2 pseudogenes are annotated in these 317 nt (G+C 63.4%); one reads left to right on the top strand and one right to left on the bottom strand.

The features are described from left to right. A pseudogene (locus tag EN852_RS38115) lies at positions 1 to 111 on the top strand (sulfite exporter TauE/SafE family protein); the annotation flags it as partial. Here EN852_RS38115 and EN852_RS38110 read toward each other — a convergent pair. Continuing rightward, positions 93 to 317, bottom strand: a pseudogene (locus EN852_RS38110) (tRNA (guanosine(37)-N1)-methyltransferase TrmD); the annotation flags it as partial. The pseudogenes EN852_RS38115 and EN852_RS38110 sit on opposite strands and share 19 nt — an antisense overlap.

Raw genomic sequence — 317 nt, 5'->3', positions numbered from 1 at the left:
GGCGGCTATGCCGGGGTATGGATCGCCAAGCGCGTGCCGCAGGCCGTCGTGCGCGGTTTCGTCGTCGCGGTCGGCCTGTTTCTGGCTTTCTACTATTTCACCAAGGGCTGAGGCATAGCGCCAAGCAAGTCCGGCCGCCGTTCCCGCGTCAGCTTCTCGGCCTCGGCGCGTCGCCATTCGGCAATCTTCTTGTGGTTGCCCGAAATCAGCACATCCGGGATCGGCCGGCCCTCGAACTCCTGCGGCCGCGTATAGTGCGGATGCTCGAGCAGGCCGTTCTCAAAGCTTTCTTCGTCACCCGAGACCGCATTACCCAT

The sequence above is a fragment of the Mesorhizobium sp. M2E.F.Ca.ET.209.01.1.1 genome, from assembly GCF_004010375.2.
GTDB lineage: Bacteria > Pseudomonadota > Alphaproteobacteria > Rhizobiales > Rhizobiaceae > Mesorhizobium.
Note: the sequence above shows the minus strand (reverse complement) of the source record. Positions and strands in the feature narration are given on the sequence as shown.